Annotated in this window: 14 protein-coding genes, 1 pseudogene and 1 riboswitch; of the genes and pseudogenes, 12 read left to right on the top strand and 3 right to left on the bottom strand. The window is 68.8% G+C overall.

Annotated elements, in window-relative coordinates; all coding sequences use genetic code 11:
- Positions 1–373: 373 nt before the first annotated feature.
- Both RAB71_RS16595 and RAB71_RS16590 read left to right on the top strand, forming a co-directional pair.
- Positions 374–946, top strand: coding sequence for a phosphatase PAP2 family protein (locus RAB71_RS16595; protein WP_010340271.1), 573 nt, complete (start codon positions 374–376; stop codon positions 944–946).
- Between the two features lie 124 nt (positions 947–1070).
- A pseudogene (locus tag RAB71_RS16590) lies at positions 1071–1559 on the top strand (DUF6496 domain-containing protein); the annotation flags it as partial.
- Between the two features lie 476 nt (positions 1560–2035).
- Here RAB71_RS16590 and RAB71_RS16585 read toward each other — a convergent pair.
- A complete protein-coding gene (locus RAB71_RS16585) occupies positions 2036–2386 on the bottom strand; it encodes a nucleotide pyrophosphohydrolase (protein WP_010340269.1) in 351 nt (116 codons plus the stop codon).
- Between the two features lie 179 nt (positions 2387–2565).
- Here RAB71_RS16585 and RAB71_RS16580 point away from each other — a divergent pair, with 179 nt between their 5' ends.
- The 5 genes from RAB71_RS16580 to RAB71_RS16560 all read left to right on the top strand — a co-directional run bounded on the left by RAB71_RS16580 (position 2566) and on the right by RAB71_RS16560 (position 6962).
- Complete coding sequence (locus tag RAB71_RS16580) at positions 2566–3729, top strand: zinc-dependent alcohol dehydrogenase (protein WP_010340268.1); 1164 nt, start codon at positions 2566–2568, stop codon at positions 3727–3729.
- 209 nt (positions 3730–3938) lie between these two features.
- Positions 3939–4919 carry a hypothetical protein gene (locus tag RAB71_RS16575; protein ID WP_010340267.1) on the top strand — a complete coding sequence of 327 codons (981 nt, stop codon included), beginning with the start codon at positions 3939–3941 and terminating at the stop codon, positions 4917–4919.
- Positions 4907–5674 (top strand): PIG-L deacetylase family protein, encoded by a 768-nt coding sequence (locus RAB71_RS16570; protein WP_010340266.1) that lies wholly within the window; start codon positions 4907–4909, stop codon positions 5672–5674. Before RAB71_RS16575 ends, RAB71_RS16570 begins: the two co-directional genes overlap by 13 nt.
- The gene (locus RAB71_RS16565) at positions 5671–6267 is read left to right on the top strand and encodes a class I SAM-dependent methyltransferase (protein WP_010340265.1); all 597 of its coding nucleotides are present in this window, start codon (positions 5671–5673) and stop codon (positions 6265–6267) included. Before RAB71_RS16570 ends, RAB71_RS16565 begins: the two co-directional genes overlap by 4 nt.
- A complete protein-coding gene (locus RAB71_RS16560) occupies positions 6264–6962 on the top strand; it encodes a glycosyltransferase family 2 protein (protein ID WP_010340264.1) in 699 nt (232 codons plus the stop codon). The genes RAB71_RS16565 and RAB71_RS16560 overlap by 4 nt, the downstream gene beginning before the upstream one ends.
- 643 nt (positions 6963–7605) lie before the next feature.
- On the opposite strand, the gene RAB71_RS16555 is transcribed toward RAB71_RS16560, so the two are convergent.
- Both RAB71_RS16555 and gcvP read right to left on the bottom strand, forming a co-directional pair.
- Positions 7606–9720 (bottom strand): catalase, encoded by a 2115-nt coding sequence (locus RAB71_RS16555; RefSeq protein ID WP_010340263.1) that lies wholly within the window; start codon positions 9718–9720, stop codon positions 7606–7608.
- A 229-nt stretch (positions 9721–9949) separates the two neighbouring features.
- The gene (gcvP, locus tag RAB71_RS16550; RefSeq protein WP_010340262.1) at positions 9950–12811 is read right to left on the bottom strand and encodes an aminomethyl-transferring glycine dehydrogenase; all 2862 of its coding nucleotides are present in this window, start codon (positions 12809–12811) and stop codon (positions 9950–9952) included.
- Between the two features lie 102 nt (positions 12812–12913).
- Positions 12914–13018, bottom strand: a riboswitch (glycine riboswitch).
- Positions 13019–13307: 289 nt separating this feature from the next.
- Between gcvP and RAB71_RS16545 the strand changes: the two genes are divergently transcribed.
- The 5 genes from RAB71_RS16545 (at position 13308) to RAB71_RS16525 (ending at position 17888) form a co-directional block, all read left to right on the top strand.
- On the top strand, positions 13308–14558 hold the full coding sequence (locus tag RAB71_RS16545) for a multidrug effflux MFS transporter (protein ID WP_010340261.1): 1251 nt from the start codon (positions 13308–13310) through the stop codon (positions 14556–14558).
- 50 nt (positions 14559–14608) lie between these two features.
- Entirely contained in the window at positions 14609–15019 is a 411-nt protein-coding gene (locus RAB71_RS16540) for a hypothetical protein (protein WP_010340260.1), read from the top strand.
- 4 nt (positions 15020–15023) lie between these two features.
- The gene (locus RAB71_RS16535; protein WP_010340259.1) at positions 15024–15554 is read left to right on the top strand and encodes a GNAT family N-acetyltransferase; all 531 of its coding nucleotides are present in this window, start codon (positions 15024–15026) and stop codon (positions 15552–15554) included.
- A 518-nt stretch (positions 15555–16072) separates the two neighbouring features.
- Positions 16073–16711 carry a hypothetical protein gene (locus RAB71_RS16530; RefSeq protein WP_040900440.1) on the top strand — a complete coding sequence of 213 codons (639 nt, stop codon included), beginning with the start codon at positions 16073–16075 and terminating at the stop codon, positions 16709–16711.
- Between the two features lie 49 nt (positions 16712–16760).
- Entirely contained in the window at positions 16761–17888 is a 1128-nt protein-coding gene (locus RAB71_RS16525; RefSeq protein WP_010340257.1) for a type IV secretion system protein, read from the top strand.
- Positions 17889–17957: the final 69 nt, after the last annotated feature.

The following is a 17957-nucleotide window of genomic DNA, read 5'->3' as shown; positions in this document are numbered from 1 at the left end:
GCGGCGGCGCTGACTCCTACTCGTGCTTGCTGGCACCACGGCTAAACGGCCTGCCGCACTCCGCTCTCACCTGCAACGATAGACCCTCATTTGACACAAGCGGCTTCAGCCGCGATGGGCGTTCCCGGTAAAGCTCGTCGCGGCTGAAGCCGCTCCTACGAGGGGCTGGCTGCGGCTCGGGAAGCCGCCGGGACGCATATTGCGATGCGGCGGCTGGATCAGGGGCCGTGCTTGTCGTCGCCACGCTTGCGCCTCCGTCGCGCGCTGCGCACCGCGCTCCTCACGCTTCCTGGATCACCCGTATCATGGCGGCCACGGCGCAGTGCGTCGGTGCTCCCAAACGACGCGTACGCCGAAGGACGTTTTTCCCAGCATGTGGTCTGCCATCAGCAACTTCGGCGACGCGGCGATGACGCTGCCGCTCGCGCTCGCCTGCGCCATGTGGCTGGCGCTTGGTGGGAGCGGGTGGCGCGCCGCCGGCACCTGGCTGGGCCTGCTGGCGACCGCTGCGGCGCTGGTGGGTGCGACCAAGATCCTCTACGCCGGCTGCGGCGTGGAGTTGCGCGCACTGCAGTTCCGGGTGATCAGCGGGCACACCATGCTTGCCGCCTGCGTGTGGCCGATGGCGTGCATGCTGTGCCTGCGCGCGCGTCCACGGCCGCGATTGGCAGTGGCCTGCGGATTCGCCATCGCCAGCGTGATCGCCATCGCCCGCGTCTATGCACGTGCGCACAGCCTGTCCGAGGTCGCGGTCGGTGTGATCGTCGGGGCCGTGACCACGGCCTGCTATCTGCAGTGGCGCGGCGCGCCGCAGTTGCCCGCGCGCCTGCGCGTGTACGCCATCGCGTCGGTGCTGGTGGTCTGCACGCTGATGTACGGGCGCCATGCGCCGATCCAGCGCGCCATCCAGACCTATTCGCCGGCGCTGTGCGGCCGCAACGGCTGATCGCGGCGTCGCTGGCGTGCAGGCATGTGCACGCGCGCTTCGCCTGTCGTATGCCTGCTCTTGACCTGGGCGTTGCTACACCCGAAACCGATGGCCGTCATGGCCGCTTTCAGGAGATGTACCGATGCCGGAGCAATCCACCACCACCCGTGCGCGCCGCGCCAAGCGCGAAGGCAAGGCCGGCACCACCCAGGCCGGCGAATTCGTGCGCGAGGAGATCGATCGCGTGCGCGAGGGCAAGACCGAGGTGAAGTCGACCAAGCAGGCGATCGCCATCGGCCTGTCCAAGGCGCGGCGCGCCGGGGTCAAGACCGGTGCGTCGAAGACCGCGTCGAAAACCACCAAGAAGAAGGTTGCGCAGGAAGAGGCCAAGGGCGGCAAGCAGGACAAACCGTCGCCGACGCGCTCGCGCGGTGCCAAGAAGGCGCTCAAGACCGCCAGCAAGGGCACGACCGCGCGCAAGACCGTGGGCAGCGAGGCGCTGTCGACGCAGACCAAGCGCGCGGCGAAGAAGCGCAGCGCCAGCAGCCGCTCGGCCGCGGCGAAGAAGGCTGCGCAGACCAAGGGCGCGACGGTGCGCAAGGCCGCAGCCAAGAAGGCGGCGCAGACGCGGGCCAAGAAGTCCGGTGCGCCTACATCCGCTGCAAAGAAAAGCACGGCCAAGTCCGCCTCGGCGAGGAAGACGACGGCCAGGAAGGCTGCGAGCAAGACGGCTTCGGCAAAGAAGACCGCAACGAAAAAATCTGCGACGAAAAAGACCGCATCGAAGAAGTCGACGGCCAGGAAGACGCCGGCGAAGAAGAGCGCCACGCGCGCAAGCAGCAGGCGCGCCAGCAAGACGTCGTCCGCGCGCAAGGGCGGTGAGCGGTAACAACGTCTAGCTGCCGCATGCAGCGCCGTGGCGCACGGCGGGCATCTCTGATCGTCCAGGAACGTCCGCTGTAGGAGCGGCTTCAGCCGCGACGAGTTTCACCCGGAAACGCCCGTTGTGGCTGAAGCCGCTCTACGGGGCAAGCCGCATTCGGCTTGCCCCGGAAGCCGGTGATTGGGGAGCGCCGCGTCGTTGCGCGGCAGCCTCCTCGTGCTCCCCTATAGCTCGGTGTACTTGGTGATGCGCCCCTTGGCTAGCTCCACCGGATACTTGACGGCGTTGGCCAGCATCTTGCGTTGCGCGGCCTCGATCGGATCGATCTGCAGCTTGTCGCACAACTGCACCAGATACAGCAGCACGTCGGCGATCTCGCTACCGACCTGCTGCTTTTTTTCTTCAGGAAGCTGGCGGCTCTGCGCATCGTCCAGCCATTGGAAATGCTCCAGCAGCTCCGCCGCTTCCACCGAGAGCGCCGCGGCGAGATTGCGCGGACTGTGGAACTGACCCCAGTCGCGGGCGTCGGCGAAGGCGCGCTGGGCGGCTTGCAGGTCGTGGAGGCTGTCGGGCATGGGCGTCGGCTCGCAGTGGGGACGGCGCATGGTAATGCAGCGGCCGCGCATGTACGCAGGGCATTGCCTGCAAGGCGCGCGCCGCGGTCGCGACATCGGACTCACGGCATGGTCACCGACGTTGCACGGCATCGACGGCAACACTTCAGTCACGTGTTCGCAGACGAAAGGAATGACCCATGCAAGCTCTGACCTATCACGGCACCCGGGACGTGCGCGTGGAAACCGTTCCCGACCCGGTGCTGGTCGAGACAGACGACATCATCCTGCGCGTTACCGCCACCGCGATCTGCGGTTCGGACCTGCATCTGTACCGCGGCAAGATTCCCGACCTGCACACCGGCGACGTGCTCGGACACGAGTTCATGGGCGTGGTGGAGGAGGTCGGCCCAGATGTGCAGCGGGTGAAGAAGGGCGACCGCGTGGTGATCCCGTTCGTGATCGCCTGCGGCGAGTGCTTCCATTGCCGCCTGACCGAGTACGCCGCCTGCGAGACCACCAACACCGGCAAGGGTGCGGCACTGAACCAGAAGGGCATTCGCCCACCGGCGGCGCTGTTCGGCTACAGCCATCTGTACGGCGGCGTGGCCGGCGGCCAGGCCGAATACGTGCGCGTGCCCAAGGCCAACGTCGGCCCGCTGGTGGTGCCGGACGTGCTGCATGACGAACAGGTGCTGTTCCTCTCCGACATCCTGCCCACCGGCTATCAGGCCGCAGTGAATGCGGGCGTGCGTCAGGGCAGCACGGTGGCGATCTTCGGCGCCGGCCCGGTCGGGCTGATGACCGCGGCCTGCTGCCGCATGCTCGGCGCCGAGCGCATCTTCATGGTCGACCGCTACCCGTACCGGCTGGACTTCGCCCAGCGCACCTACGGGGTGATCCCGCTGAACTTCGAGGAGATCGACGATCCGGCCGACATCATCGTCGGCCAGACCGACGGCCGCGGCGTGGACGCCAGCATCGATGCGGTGGGCTTCGAGGCCAAGGGCAGTACCGTGGAAACGGTCATGGCCACGCTGAAGCTGGAAGGCAGCAGCGGTACCGCATTGCGCCAGTGCATTGCCGCCACGCGTCGCGGCGGCACCGTCAGCGTGCCGGGTGTGTACGCCGGTTTCATCCATGGCTTCCTGTTCGGCGACGCCTTCGATAAGGGGCTGAGTTTCAAGATGGGCCAGACCCACGTGCAGCGTTTCATGCCCGAACTGCTGGAGCACATTGGCGAGGGCCGGCTGCGCCCGAACGAGATCATCACCCATCGCCTGAGCCTGGCCGAGGCGGCGCAGGGCTATTCGATCTTCGACAAGAAGGAGCAGGACTGCCGCAAGGTGATCCTGACGCCGTAAGGCGGCGCCACGCCGCGCTCTCGCCCGCTGCATCGGTAGGCGAGGGCAACGCGTTGGCGATGAATGCTTCATGCGTGTGCACGTCGCGGTGCGATACGCACACGCTGCGTGCGCATGCAGGCTGTTGTGATTCACGCCACCTTTCACCTCGGACGCTCCGCATTGCAGCTTTCGACAGCTTGCCTGGCGCCTTCGCACAGAGGATCCGCTTGACCGAACTGCGTTCCCCCATCGCCCTTGGCGATGTCGATGACCTACGCGGTGCCGCGCTGCATGCGTTGGCACGCTACCCACGCTTGCCGCTGCCTGGCGGCGGCGACACCCTGGACCGCTGGCGGATCCTGGCCGAGATCGCCGCGGTCGACGTGTGCCTGGCCAAGGTGCTGGAAGCGCATTACGACGCGCAGGCGATCCTCGCCGAACTCGGCGCGCCGGCACCGCTGCCTGGGCAGTTGTTCGCCGTATGGGCTGCAGAGGCGCCGGACGCGCGCCTGGCCTACCGTGGCGATGCGCAGCGCGGCGAGGTACTTGGCCGCAAAGCCTGGTGTTCAGGCGCCGGCATCGTCGACCAGGCGCTCGTCACCGCGCATGACGCGGAGCGGCAGCAGTTGGTGCAGGTGCAACTGCGCCAGCCCGGCATCGCCATCGACGCGCAGGCCTGGGCCGCGGTCGGCATGGCGCGCGTGGTCAGCGGGCCGGTGACCTTCGATGCGGTGCCGGCGCTGGCGATCGGCGCGCCGGGCCAGTACCTGCAACGGCCCGGGTTCTGGCAAGGCGGCGCCGGGATCGCGGCCTGCTGGTACGGTGCCGCGAGCGCCGTCGCCGAGCGCCTGCGCGCACATCCCAAGCTGCAGCGCGACGCGCATGCAGCGATGCACCTGGGCGTGATCGACCAGCAACTGGGCGCCGCGCGCGCGCTGCTGCGCGAACTGGCCGCCGCCATCGATGCCGCGCCCGAGCAGGCGCATCGGCACGCGGTGACCCGGCTGCGCTCGTTCGTGGAACGCGCCGCCACCGATGTGCTCGATCGCGTCGGCCGTGCGCTCGGCCCGGCGCCGTTGTGCAGCGACCGCGAACACGCCATGCGCTGCGCGGATCTGGCGGTGTTCGTGCGGCAGAGCCATGCCGAGCACGACTGGGCTGCACTCGGCCAGGCGCTGGGCGAGCAGGTGCGGCCATGGCGGCTGTGAGCGTGCCGCAGCCGCAGATCCATGGCGACGGCACGCCGGAGTCGGCGTGGCAGCGTTCGGCATGGCTGGCCGCGTTGCCGCAGCGCCCGATCGAGGACCTGCTCGCGGGCGCCGCGCGGTTGCTGATGGTGTCGCCGCATCCGGACGACGAAGCGCTGGGCTGTGGCGGCGCGATCGCCTGTGCGCGCCGGTTGCGCATCCCCGTGCAGTTGATTGCGGTGACCGACGGCGAAGCCTGCTATCCGCACGATCCGTACTGGACGCCGCAGCGCCTGCGCACAGTGCGTCGCGCCGAACTCGCCGCGGCCATGGGCCGCCTGGGCGCCGATCCCGCCGCGATCTGTCACCTCGGTCTCGCCGACGGCCAGGTCGGCGCGCAGGAGACGGTGCTGGCCGAGCGCCTGCATGCGCAGTTGCGCGCGGGCGACCTGGTACTGACCACCTGGCACCGCGATGGCCATCCCGACCATGAGGCAAGTGCACGTGCGGTGCGGCAGGCCGTCGCCGCCGTCGATGCACGGCTGCTCGAGTTCCCGGTCTGGGCCTGGCATTGGCTGCAGGCCGACACCGCGCCGCAGGCTCTACGCGGCGCCTTCCGCTATGCCTTGAACGATGCCGACTGGCAGGCCAAGCAGGACGCGCTGCAGTGCTTCGCCTCGCAGCTGGGTACCGCGCAACCAACGGTGCCGGCGCCGATCCTGCCGCCGCAGGTCCTGCAACGGTTCGCACGCCGCTTCGAGGTATTTGTCGCATGAATTCGGTCCAGGCCTATTTCGGCGCCCTCTACCGCGACGACGATCCGTTCGGCTATCGCGAGCGCTGGTACGAGGCGCGCAAGCGCGCGCTGCTGCTGGCCAGCCTGCCGCGTGCGCGCTTCGCGCGTGCCTGGGAAGTCGGCTGCTCCAACGGCGAACTGACCGCGGCGCTGGCGCCACGCTGCGATGCGCTGCTGGCCACCGACCTCTCCGAGCGCGCGGTGGCCCTGGCCGCGCAGCGCAATGCCGCCACGGCGCACGTGCAGGTGCAACAGGCCGAGCATCCGCGCACCTGGCCGCCGGGCCGTTTCGACCTGATCGTGTTCAGCGAGGTCGGCTACTACCTGCCTTTGCCGCAGTTGCGGGAATGCGCCCAGCGCCTGCGCGCATCGCTGAGCGAGCAGGGCGTGCTGGTCGCCTGCCACTGGCTGCACCCGTTCGCCGAGGCCTGCATGGACGGGCGCGCGGTGCACGCCTGCCTGGCGCAGCGCCTGGAGCTGCCGCGGCTGTTGCGCTACGAGGATGAGGACGTGATGCTCGAAGCCTGGAGCGCCTCGCCGTATTCGGTGGCCGCGGCGGAGCGCCTGCGGTGATCGCGGTGCTGATCCCGGCGCACAACGAGGAGGCGCTGATCGGCGCCTGCCTGCGCTCGGTGGTGCGCGCGGCGCGATGCGCGGGCCTGCGCGGCGAGGCGGTGCAGGTGTTCGTCGCCCTGGACCGCTGCAGCGACGGCACGGCCGGCATCGTCGCGGCGCATGGCGCGCACGCCATTGCGCTGCAGAGCGGCAATGTCGGCAGCGCGCGGGCGGCGGCGGCGCAGGCGGCGCTGGCTGCCGGCGCGCGCTGGCTGGCCTGTACCGATGCGGACTCGGTGGTGCCGGCGAACTGGCTGTCGGCCCAGTTGGACTGCGCCAGCGACGCGTTCTGCGGCATCGTCACGGTGGACGACTGGGCCGACTACGACACCACGTTGCGCGAGGCGTACCTGGCCGGTGAGTGCCATGAGGACGACCACCCGCACGTGCATGGCGCCAACCTCGGCGTCAGCGCCGAGCTGTACCGGCGCTGCGGCGGCTTCCTGCCGCTGGCCGCGCACGAGGACGTGGCGCTGGTGGAGGCGCTGGTGCGCGCGCAGGCGCGGATCGCGCGGCGCGCGCAGCCGGCGGTGATCACCAGCGCGCGGCGGGTGGCGCGTGCCTGCGGTGGCTTCAGCGACTATCTCAAGCAGATGGAGCGCCGCCTGGCCGATGCGCTGCTGCCGGCGGCCGACGGCGACGTGCTGGCCTGAGCACGCGCGCCGGTTCAAACGGGCATCGGGGCAAGGTGGGCCAAGTGATGGGCGCGGGTCGCGTGGCGGGCCGACCAGCGCGGCGGTCGGGCGTCGCGGGGCCTGGATGCCCCGCGGCAGTACCGCAGTGCAGCATCGGCGCTGTGTTGGAGCTTCCCGGACCAAGGCCAGCGGCCGGCGCGGCGGGGCCTTTTGGACACCTGTCCGCCGTCCGTCGTCGACACGTGAAAATTTCACACCCGCTTCACCTCGGGTGGTTGTAGACACGCCACCCCGAGTTCGGGATAAGTTTTTGCCGCCGCGCCCGCCGACCGCCCGCGCAGGAGCGGCTCGCTCGCTTCTTGTCAAGCCCGTGACATTCCTTTTTCTTCTGAATCAATCACTTGCTTGTCTGGGGAAGGTGAGGGCGGCCGTGCCCCGTTGTCCACAGGGGGTGTGGATGACTTCTGCATAAAGGTGTGGATAACACCGACGCCGGCCCGTGACACAACAGTGTCAAGAGGGGTGGCGAAAAATTGGCCAGGCTTTTTTTGGGGCGCCGCGGGGGCGTCCTGAGGGCGCTTCCGTCCCTCCTCCTTGGTGCCATCGCCCTGGCGCCACACCCATGCGGCGCCAGGGCGGAACCGTCTGGCCTGGCCCGGGCTCAGGCCAGCAGGCGCAGCTTCGGCTCGCGGCTCCACTGGCGGGTCTTGGCGGCGTTGATGAAGCCCTTGCTGTCGCCGGCCTCGACCACCCCGGCATCCTTCTGCACATTGCCGGCCTTCAGCAGTGGCTGCGCACCGGCGTCGGCCGCGATGGCCTTGAGGTGGGCGAAGGCGTTGCTGACGAAGTCGATGGCCGCCGATTCCTTGCTCAGTTGCTTGCCGGCCTCGGCCGACAGCACCACCGCCACCGCGTCGAACACGAACGATGGGGTGCCGGCCAACTGGCCGTCGGCGGCCAGCTTCTTGCCATCGCTGAGCTTGGCGCCGCCGACCTTCGGCGCGACGATCTTGACCGTGGCGCCAGCGTCGCGCGCCGCCTTCTGCAGCGCCTTCACCGTTGCCGCGTCGGAGCCGTCGTGGACCAGGATGCCGATGCTGCGCCCGACCAGGATGGGCTTCATCTTGCCGATGATCTGCAGCGCCGGCGACAGCGGCATGTCCTGCGGCGCGACGGCGGCCGGCGGTGCCGGCGGCAATGCGTCCATGCCCAGACCGTCGGCGACGCGCTGCGCCAGCTTGGGATCGACGTGGCGCAGATGCCCGACCACCGCTGCACGCACGTGCGCGGTCTCGACCTTGGACAGCTCGAACACCAGCGCCGAGGCCAGGTGCGCCTGTTCCGGCTGGGTCTGGCTGCGGAAGAACAAGCGCGCCTGGCTGTAGTGGTCGGCGAAGCTCTCGGCGCGGATGCGGCCCTTGGCGGCGTCCTCGGCCGGCGTGCGATGGCTGACGAAGCCACGCGCGGTCTCGCGCGGGCTGTCGCTCTGCAGCGAGCTGGGCTCGTAGGCGACGCGGCCCTTGGGCACGCCCATCTGCATGTGGCCGTCGCGCTGCATGTTCGCGAACGGGCACTTCGGCGCGTTGATCGGCAACTGGTGGAAGTTCGGCCCGCCCAGGCGGCTGAGCTGCGTGTCCAGGTACGAGAACAGACGGCCCTGCAGCAGCGGGTCGTTGGAGAAGTCGATGCCGGGCACGATGTTGGCCGGGCAATACGCCACCTGTTCGGTCTCGGCGAAGAAATTGTCCGGCCAGCGGTCCAGCACCATGCGCCCGACGATCTGCAGCGGCACCAGTTCTTCCGGGATCAGCTTGGTCGAATCCAGATGGTCGAACGGGAAGGCGTCCGCCTGTTCCTCGGTGAACAACTGCACGCCCAGCTCCCATTCCGGGAAGTCGCCTTGCTGGATCGCCTCGAACAGGTCGCGGCGATGGAAGTCGGGATCGGCGCCGGCCAGCTTCACCGCCTCGTCCCAGATCGTGGACTGCAGGCCGAGCTTGGGCCGCCAGTGGAACTTGACGAAGGTGCTGTTGCCGTCGGCATCGAGCAGGCGGAAGCTGTGGATGCCGAAGCCTTCCATCATGCGCAGCGAGCGCGGAATGGTGCGGTCGCTCATCGCCCACATGATCATGTGCAGCGACTCGGGCGTCAGCGAGATGAAATCCCAGAACGTGTCGTGGGCGCTGGCGGCCTGCGGGAAGCCGCGGTCCGGTTCCATCTTCACCGAGTGGATCAGGTCCGGGAACTTGATCGCGTCCTGGATGAAGAACACCGGGATGTTGTTGCCGACCAGATCCCAGTTGCCTTCCTTGGTGTAGAACTTGACCGCGAAGCCGCGCACGTCGCGCGGCGTGTCAACCGAACCGGCGCCGCCGGCCACGGTGGAGAAGCGGGTGAACACCGGGGTCTTCACCCCGACTTCGGTGAGCAGCGTGGCGGTGGTGTACTTGGCCAGCGAGGCGGTCAGCTCGAAGTAGCCGTGCGCGGCGCTGCCGCGCGCGTGCACGATGCGCTCGGGAATGCGCTCGTGGTCGAAGTGGGTGATCTTCTCGCGCAGGATGAAGTCTTCCAGCAACGTCGGCCCGCGCGGCGTGGCGCGCAGCGAGTTCTGGTTGTCGGCGACCGGGATGCCCTGGTTGGTGGTCAGCGGCGGATGCGTGCCGCCGGCCTGCTGGTGCAGTTCGTCGCCATGGCCGCGCTGGTCGGTGGGCGCGGCGGTGGAGGTGGGGGCGGTGGACGATGGGGAATCGCTGGGCGTGCGCTTGCGGCTGGCCATGGAAGATCGCTCCGGGAGGCGACGGACGGGGAGGGTGCTGAGAGACCGACGCGCGAACACGCGGGCTGCAGTGCAATCCCGATCCTGGGCGGCGCGGCGTGAACGAGCCGTGCAACGCGCTGCATCGCACATACTTGTCTACTGCAGTGTGCGCGATGCGCAGGCATGAAAAAACCCAGCCTCGCGCACGAGGCTGGGTCTCGGGTGCAGCGTCGAACGTCGCCGCGGCTCAGACCACCGCGTCTTCCTTGTACGCATCCACCGGGATGCACGCGCACATCACGTTCTTGTCGCCGTACACGTTGTCCACGCGCGCCACCGGCGGCCAGTACTTCTGCTGCTTGAGCGTCGGCAGCGGGAACGCGGCCAACTCGCGCGGGTAGGCGTGGGTCCACTCGCTGGCGGTGACCTGCGCGGCGGTGTGCGGGGCGTGCTTGAGCGGGTTGTCCTCGCGGTCCAGGCGGCCGTCCTCGATCGCGGCGATCTCCTCGCGGATCTGGATCATCGCGTCGATGAAGCGGTCCAACTCGTGCTGCGATTCGCTCTCGGTCGGCTCCACCATCAGCGTGCCGGCGACCGGGAAGCTCAGCGTCGGCGCGTGGAAGCCGAAGTCGATCAGGCGCTTGGCGATGTCCTCGGCACCGATGCCGCTGGTCTTCTCCAGCGGGCGCACGTCGAGAATGCACTCGTGCGCGACCAGGCCGTTGCGGCCGGTGTACAGGGTCTTGTAGTACGGCGCCAGGCGCTTGGCGATGTAGTTGGCGTTGAGCAGCGCGACCTGGGTGGCCTTGCGCAGCCCGGTGTTGCCCATCATGGTGATGTACATCCAGCTGATCGGCAGGATCGAGGCCGAGCCGAAGCTGGCGGCCGAGACCATGCCGACGTCGCCGTCGCCTCCGAGCGTGCGCGGCAGGTACGGCGCCAGATGTGCCTTCACCGCGCACGGGCCGACGCCGGGGCCGCCACCGCCGTGCGGGATGCAGAAGGTCTTGTGCAGGTTCAGGTGCGACACGTCCGAGCCCCACTTGCCGGGCTTGGCCAGGCCGACCAGCGCGTTCATGTTGGCGCCGTCGGTGTAGACCTGGCCGCCGTGCGCGTGCACCGCTTCGCAGATCGCCACCACGTCTTCCTCGAACACGCCGTGGGTGGACGGGTAGGTGATCATCAGCGCGGCCAGACGGTCCGAATACTTCTCGGCCTTGGCGCGGATGTCGGCGACGTCGACGTTGCCGTTGCCGTCGCACTTGGTCACCACCACGGTCATGCCGCACATCTGCGCCGAGGCCGGGTTGGTGCCGTGCGCCGATTCGGGGATCAGGCAGATGTCGCGATGGCCTTCGCCGCGGGCGCGGTGGTAGGCGCGGATCGCCAGCAGGCCGGCGTACTCGCCCTGCGCGCCGGAGTTGGGCTGCAGGCTGACCGCGTCGTAGCCGGTGCACTCGACCAGCATCGCTTCCAGTTCGTCGATCAGCTGCTTGTAGCCGACGCTCTGCTCGGCCGGGGCCATCGGATGGATCGCGCCGAACTGCGGCCAGGTCACCGGGATCATCTCGGCGGTGGCGTTGAGCTTCATGGTGCAGCTGCCCAGCGGGATCATGGTGCGATCCATCGCCAGGTCCTTGTCGGCCAGCGCGCGCATGTAGCGCAGCAGTTCGTGCTCGCTGTGGTGGGTGTTGAACACCGGGTGCTGCAGGAACGCGCTGTGCCGCAGCAACTGCGGCGGCAGCGCATCGGCGGTGGCGGCGTCGAGCGCGTCCACGTCGGCCTGCGCGCCGAACAACTGCGCCAGTGCGACCACGTCGGCGCGGGTGGCGGTCTCGTCCAGGCTGATGCCCAGCGACGCGCTGTCGATCGCGCGCAGGTTGATGCCGGCCGCACGCGCCTTGGCATGGATGGCCTCGGCATCGACGCCGGTGACGTGCAGGGTGTCGAAGAAGCGCTCGCCGACGGCGACGCCTGCACCGCGCAGCGCTGCGGCGAGGATCGCGGCCAGGCGGTGGGTGCGGCGGGCGATGCGCACCAGGCCCTCGGGGCCGTGGTACACCGCGTACATCGAGGCCATCACCGCCAGCAGCACCTGCGCGGTGCAGATGTTGGAGGTGGCCTTCTCGCGGCGGATGTGCTGCTCGCGGGTCTGCAGGGTGAGACGGTAGGCGGGGTTGCCGGCGGCGTCGATCGACACGCCGATCAGGCGGCCCGGCATCGAACGCTTGTAGGCGTCGCGGCAGGCCATGAACGCGGCGTGCGGGCCACCGAAGCCGAACGGCACGCCGAAGCGCTGCGAATTGCCGACCACGATGTCCGCGCCCCATTCGCCGGGCGCGGCGATCAGGGTCAGCGCGAGCAGGTCGGTGGCGACGGCGACCAGGCCGCCTTGCGCGTGCACTGCGTCGGCCAGGGCCTTGTGGTCACCGATGTGGCCGAAGCTGTCCGGATACTGCAGCAGCACGCCGAAGCACTCGGCCTGCAGCGCTTCCTCCGGGGTGCCCACGCGCAGCACGATGCCCAGCGGCTCGGCGCGGGTGCGCAGCAGTTCCAGGGTCTGCGGGTGCACCGCGTCGTGCACGAAGAAGGTGTCGGACCTGGACTTGGCCGAGCGCTTGGCCAGGGTCATCGCTTCGGCCGCGGCGGTGGCTTCGTCCAGCAGCGAGGCGTTGGCGATCTCCATGCCGGTGAGGTCGGCGCACATGGTCTGGAAGTTGATCAGCGCTTCCATGCGGCCCTGCGAGATCTCCGCCTGGTACGGCGTGTAGGCGGTGTACCAAGCCGGGTTCTCGAGGATGTTGCGCAGGATCACCTTCGGCGTGTGGGTGCCGTAGTAGCCCTGGCCGATGAAGCTGCGGAATACGGTGTTCTTGTCGGCGATGGCGCGGATCTTGGCCAGCGCCTCCTCCTCGGTGACGGCATCGGGCAGCGCCAGTGCGGCCGGCGACTTGATGTTGCCCGGCACGATGGCGTCGGTCATCGCCTCCAGCGAGTCGTGGCCGACGGTGCGCAGCATGTGCGCGATCTCGGCGTCGTTCGGGCCGATGTGGCGCTCGATGAAGGCGCAGTGGTGTTCGAGGTCGCGCAGCGAAGAGGTGTGAGACATGGCAGTCGTCCGGCTGAGGAAGGCACGAGGAGGCGGGGACGCGCGCAAGGCCGTCGTCGGACCGCAGCGGCGGGCACGATCGACGGGAAGCGCGTGTCTTCCCAATGCCCCTCTGTCCTTTTGCCTGAGAGTTTGGAAGCGGCGGCTGGCGCTGCGCTTCGTGCCCCTTCGGCGCCGGGTTTGACCGGTCTCTCCAGAGTCTTGGTGCGGGTGGTATCGGGCCTGAGCGATTACGGGCGTTTGCGCCTTCGGCAGCGGGTTGCCCCGCTTCTCCCACCTTGCTGCGCTGCGATTATAGCGTGGCCGGCGCCGCCCACGGCGGGCCGTTCGCCCCCACGCCAGGCTGAATGGGCAAGCCGTGGCGGATGCGCGCCGGCGGCGGCTGCGCGTATCATGCCCGCACTCCCTTCTCTCGCGCCCGTCCATGCCGGACGGCGTCGTCGCGTGTGCGCCGGTCCTGCGGCCGCCGCGGCCGGCTTTTCAGGATGATCTCCCCATGACGCTCCCGTCCGTGTCCACGCGCCGCATGGCCCTGTTGCTGGCCGGGCTGGCGATGTTCGGCCCGTTCTCCATCGACACCATCTTCCCGGCGTTCCCGCAGCTGGCGCAGCGCCTGCACGCCGATCCGGTGGCGATCCAGCAGACGGTGAGCGTGTACCTGCTGGCCTACGCGCTGATGGGCCTGGCCCACGGGCCGCTGTCCGACGCGCTGGGGCGGCGGCGGGTGATCGTCGCCGGGCTGGTCGTGTTCATCCTGGCCTCGGCCGGCTGCGCGCTGTCGCGCGACCTGCCGACCCTGCTGATGTTCCGCGCGCTGCAGGGCGTCTCCGCCGGCGTCGGCATGATCGTCGGCCGCGCGGTGATCCGCGACCTGTACCACGGCGACGATGCGCAGCGGCTGATGAGCCAGGTGTCGATGATCTTCGGCATCGCCCCGGCGATCGCGCCGGTCATCGGCGGCTGGATCCTGGGCAGCGGCCGCGGCTGGCCGATGATCTTCTGGTTCCTGGTCGGCTTCTCCTCGCTGCTGCTGGTGGCGACCCTGCGCTGGATGCCGGAGACGCATCCGCCGCAGGCGCGCACGCCGCTGGCGCCGCGTACGCTGCTGCGCGACTACATCGGCATCGCGCTCAATCCGCGCTTCCAGCGCCTGGCCGCGGCCGGCGCGTTCAATTTCGGCGGGGTGTTCCTGTACATCGCCTCGGCGCCGGTGTTCATGATCGATCTGCTGGGCAAGACCGAGCGCGACTTCGCCTGGCTGTTCCTGCCGACCATCGGCGGCATGACCCTGGGCGCGTTCCTGTCCGGGCGCATGGCCGGGCGGCTGGGGCCGATGCGCCAGGTGCGCTTCGGTTTCGTCTGCTGCGGCCTGTCGATGGCCGGCAACATCGCCTACACCGCGCTGGCGCCGGCGATCGCGCTGCCGTGGGCGGTGCTGCCGATCTTCTTCGCCGGCCTGGGCACTGCGCTGATCTTCCCGATCCTGGCGCTGGCGGTGCTGGACATGTATCCGCGCCAGCGCGGGCTGGCCTCCTCGCTGCAGGCCTTCACCCAGTTGATGGTGACCGTGCTGGTGGCCGGGGTGCTGTCGCCGCTGCTCAGCGGCCATGCGCTGCACCTGGCGCTGGGTTCGGGCGCGTTCTTCCTGCTCGGCTGGGGCTTCTGGCGCTGGGAGCGGCGCAGCGGCAAGCGCCTGCCGCGGCCGGACGCGCAGGTGCCGCGGCTGGAACCGGCGGACCCGCTGTGAGCGGCGTCGCGGTTGGGCTATCGTCGTCGGGTCATCGTTGAGGAAACCGCATGTCCATCCAGTCCAAGCAGCGCCGCGATCTGCGCAAGAAGCTGGCCGAGCGCCTGCGCCACCGTGCCGAGGACGCCGCGCCGGCCGCGCCCATCGAGCCGCATGCGGAACTGCGCGACCAGCAGCGCACGCTGCTGGCCGGTATCGTGCGCCGCGACGGCGAGTGGGTGCTGGGCATGGACGGGCGCATCGCCGGCCAGAGCGAGAGCGCCGCGCAGGTGCTGTCGTTGATCATGCAGGCGGCGGAACTGCACGAACGCGCCGGCACGCCGGTGCGGCTGATGTACTCGGACGCGCTGAAGGACGCCGCGCACGCCGATGCGCAGGCGCAGGGCCTGAGCTTCGACGAGTTCAAGACGCGCCACGCCCAGGTCATGCGTCGCGACGACGGCGCGGCGGCCCCGGCCTGAGGCCATGGGCCAGAGCGCGGGCCAGGCTGCGCAGGAGGCCGTGTCGCTGGCGCGGGTGCGGCGCCGCGACGGCATCGCGCTGATCCAGGCGCACCGCGCCAGCGTCGCCCTGCATCACCCCTGGACCTATCCGTTCACCGATGTGCCGGGGTTCGAAGCCTGGTACGCGCAGACCCTGGACGGCAGCAACATCGCGCTGCTGGCGCGCGAACGCAGCAGCGGCGCACTCGCCGGCCTGTTCACCTTCAGCCAGGTGGTCGGCGGCTGCTTCCAGAGCGCCTATCTCGGCTACCACGCCATGGCCGGCTGCGAGGGCCGCGGGCTGATGACGCATGCGCTGCGCCTGTGCGTGGCCTACGCCTTCGCCGAACTGGGCCTGCACCGGGTGGAAGCCAACATCCAGCCGGACAACACCCGCTCGCTGGCCCTGGCGCAGCGCGCCGGCTTCCGCCGCGAAGGCTATTCGCCACGCTACCTGCACATCGGCGGGGTCTGGCGCGACCACGAGCGCTGGGCGCGGCTCGCCGACGACTGAACGGTCGCATCGCGGTCGGCTGAGGGGCTCGCGCGGATCTGGGGATCTGGCTGCGCAAAACCCGCGGTGACGCCGTTGCTGTCCGGCTCGGGACATGCCGCGACGCAATGTCGGAGTTTTCCTACCCCGGTCGGCGAAACCGTTGGCGTGCCTGGCTTTACTGAATACGCCTCCCTACGGGGCCGCATGGGGCGGTGGAAATGGAATGCACTTCATGCAAGAGTCCCGCGCCACCTGACTCATCCGCTCATCAAGGACGATGGCCGCAGCAGGTTCCCGAACCCGACCATCCAGTGGCCGCGCTGCGGCCGCTGACGGCGGTTCGTCGCCGCCTGCCGCCGTGCAGTTGCCGCGATGATCGCCACCCCCTGTATCGCACCAGACTTGCCGAGACCGCCATGACCCACCCCTCGACCCGTCGCCACCGCTTCTCGCGCCTGTTCGCAGGTGTCGCGCTCGCCGCCTGCCTCGTCGCTGCGCCCGCCAACGCGACATGGATCGTCAACGACCCGATGTCGATGGCCAAGGCGCTGCAGGAATACGCCGAGCAGGCCAAGCGCTGGAGCGAGACGATCAAGCAGTACCAGATGCAGTTGGAGCACTACCAGCAGCAGCTCATCAAACTGCAGCGGCTGCAGTTCGGCGATTCCACCATGGCCGACAACTTTCCGGAGCGGCCCCAGGACTATGGGCTGGAAGACGACTGCCCGGGCGCGAGCCAGAGCGGCATCGCCGGGCTTATAAACCAGTTCAAGGCGCTGGCGCCGGACTTGAATGGCAACGCCGTCGACGAGCAGATGAAGGTCTGCGCGCGCATCGTGCTGGCCAAGAACGCCCAATACAACGAGACGGTGCGCATGCTCAAGCGCCTGATCCAGCGCAACGAGCAGTTCAAGCAGGTGCAGGCGCAGCGCGACAGCGTAAAGACCAGTCAGGGCGCCCTGGCCGCCAACGACAACGAAGTGCAGCGTTTCGTCGCCCAGAACGCCATGGACCTGGACTACTGGCAGGCACAGATGAAGGCCTACGACACCTACATCGTGGCGCTCAAGGACGACCAGTCGCGGTTGGCGCGGCGGGCGCTGGACGGCAACAAGAACAACATCCTGGGGCAGGTGATCCAGGCGGGAGTGCTCGCTGGAGCGCTGTCGAAGTGACGGCGCAGGCAACTCCAACACAGCACAGGACATCGGGCAGGCACGCAGCATGAACGGACTTTTCGACACCGCCACGCATTGGATGCAACCGTTGGCGGACGCCAATCTGGGGGACTTCCTGTTCTTCCGCCTGGTGAACAACTACTTCACCGACGAGATCGCCGATTTCGGCCTGGAGCTGATGCGCCGGGCGATGCATTGGGTGAGCGTGATCGCGCTGACCGCGACCACGTTCTGGGTCCTGATCCAGGGCTACCGCATCGCGACCGGGCAGTCGCGCGAGTCGGCGATGGCGACGATGGTCAAGGCGGCCAAGGTCGCGGTGATCCTGATGATCGCCTCGACCCTGGGCGCGAACGGCGCGGCGCTGCACAAGACGATGACCGACAACCTGGACAAGGAGATCCATGGGTTGTTCACCGGCGACGACACCAGCAGTGCGGCCGACTCGATCGACGACAACCTCAAGTACACCCAGCTGGCCCTGTCGGCGCTGGATGCGGTGCGTGTGGACGCCAGCGATCCCGAATCGATCGAGAAGAAGGGGCGCTCGATGCTGCTGGCCAGCTTCGGCACGGCCAGCCCACCGATGGCGGCGGGGGCGATGTTGCTGCTGTTCAAGTTCACCATGGCATTTCTGGTGGGCATCGGCCCGATCTTCATCTTCTTCCTGATGTTCGACCAGACCAAGGACCTGTTCCGGAAGTGGCTGTTCTACGTGCTGGGCACGTTGTTCTCGATGTCCATGCTGTCGGTGGTGTCGGCGATGGTGCTGAAGTTCACCGCCAAGGTGGCGGCGGCGTACTGGGCGATGAAGTTCATTCCGTTGGCCAACGCCGAAGGCCTGTCGTCCCAGGCGCTGCAGCAGGGCGGGATCGGGTTGCTGATGACGGTGCTGATCGTCACGGTGCCCACGATCGCGGCGGCGGTCTGGCAAGGCAACATGGGTACGTTCATGACCTACACGGCCTTCGGCCCTGCGACTGCGTCTTCGCCGGGGCCACAGGGTCAGCCGCCGGGGTCTTACAGCCCACCGCAAACCAGACCGGATTCGCAGGTTTCGCCGCACGCGGTGGGATCATCCAACCACAGGCTGGGCGGCACGTCGTCTACCAACTCTTCCTCCGAAGGCAGTGGCGTCATGGGCGCGGCCAACCGGGATACCAGGATCAGGTGATATGAGGAAAAGAGCCATGTGCCTCAAATTTCTAGCGCTTTGCTTCTTGATGGCTGTTGCGCATGGTGC

This window comes from Xanthomonas sacchari (genome assembly GCF_040529065.1).
In the GTDB taxonomy this organism is placed as follows: Bacteria; Pseudomonadota; Gammaproteobacteria; order Xanthomonadales; family Xanthomonadaceae; genus Xanthomonas_A; species Xanthomonas_A sacchari.
The sequence above is the reverse complement of the archived record's forward strand: the minus strand, read 5'-3'. Positions and strand labels throughout refer to the sequence as shown.